Genomic DNA, 1,435 nt, shown 5'->3' on the forward strand with positions numbered 1-1,435 from the left:
TGCCTGACGGGCAACTGGAGTATCTGGGCCGGATCGACCAGCAACTGAAGATTCGCGGCTTCCGCATCGAACCGGGCGAAATCGAGGCGCGGATTCTGGCGCAGGGTGTGGGCAACGCGGCCGTGCTGGCTATCGAGGGCCCTTCCGGCGCAAGGCTGGTGGCTTATGTCGTGCCGGCTGGTGGCGCGCAGGTGGATATCGCCGCCGTGCGCACCGCATTGGCCGCCGACTTGCCCGACTACATGGTGCCGGCGGCATTCGTCGTGATCGATGCCCTGCCCCTGACCCCGAATGGCAAGCTGGACCGCCGTGCGCTGCCGGCGCCGGCATTCGAGAGCGCCCAGACCTTCGTCGCCCCCGAGAGCGAGGTGGAAACCGCGCTGGCTGGTATCTGGGCCGAAGTGCTCGGCTTGCCCCGCGTGGGCCGCTCGGATAATTTCTTCGAACTCGGCGGCGACTCGATCCTGAGCCTGCAGATCGTGGCGCGCGCACGCGCCGCCGGCTGGCTGCTGACGCCGCGCCAGCTTTTCGAGCGTCAGACACTGGCCGAGCTGGCGGCGGTCGCCACGCCTGTGACGCTAGGGGCCGATGCCGGCAACGCGGTGCCCTCCGGTGCGGTCCCGCTGCTGCCGATCCAGGTTGATTTCTTCACCATGCCGATGGCCCGGCGTCACCACTGGAACCAGTCGGTGCTGCTCGATTGCCGGGATGGGTTCGATACCGGGGCGCTGGCAGCAGCGCTGGGCGATCTGGTCGCCCATCACGATGCGCTGCGGCTGCGGTTCGTCGAAGCGTCGGGCGTCTGGCAGCAGACGTACGCCGATGAAGAGATCTGCGCTGACCTGCTGTGGGTGCGGGACGCCGCAACGGAAGCCGAACGGCTGACGCACTGCGAGGCCGCCCAACGCAGCCTCGATCTGGCGCACGGTCCGCTGCTGCGCGCTGTCGCGCTGCGGACCGGAGACCGCTGGCAACTGCTGCTGGCGATCCACCATCTGGTGGTCGATGGCGTCTCGTGGCGGGTGCTGATCGAGGATTTGCATGCGGCCTATCGGGCACGGCTGAATGGCGAAGCTGCAGCACTGCCGGCGCGCACGGCGTCGTACCAGCGCTGGGCCGAAGCCCTGCGCGACAGCGCCGCCCGCCGTGGCGAGGAAATCCCGCACTGGCAGGCGCTGGCCACCGTTGACGCCACCCTGCCGGCCGACGAAGCCACCGGCTCCCTCACCATCGCCGATCGCGCCAGCGTGACGCTGACGCTGCCGGCCGACGTCACGCAATCGCTGCTCCAGCGGGCGCCCGCCGCCTATCGCACGCGGGTCAACGACCTGTTGCTGACCGCGCTCGCCCGCGCACTGTCCGCGTGGACTGGCCGAAAAGACGTACTGGTGGACCTCGAAAGCCACGGCCGTGTGGCGGGCGTGGATGATTCGCT

General features: G+C 69.2%; 1 protein-coding gene. It reads left to right on the top strand.

Features of this window, described 5'->3' with window-relative positions:
* A partial coding sequence (locus AC1RQK_RS40410) for a condensation domain-containing protein (protein WP_492815259.1) occupies positions 1–1,435 on the top strand: 1,435 nt, incomplete at both ends.

Source organism: Cupriavidus sp. GW822-FHT02D05 (assembly GCF_058802485.1).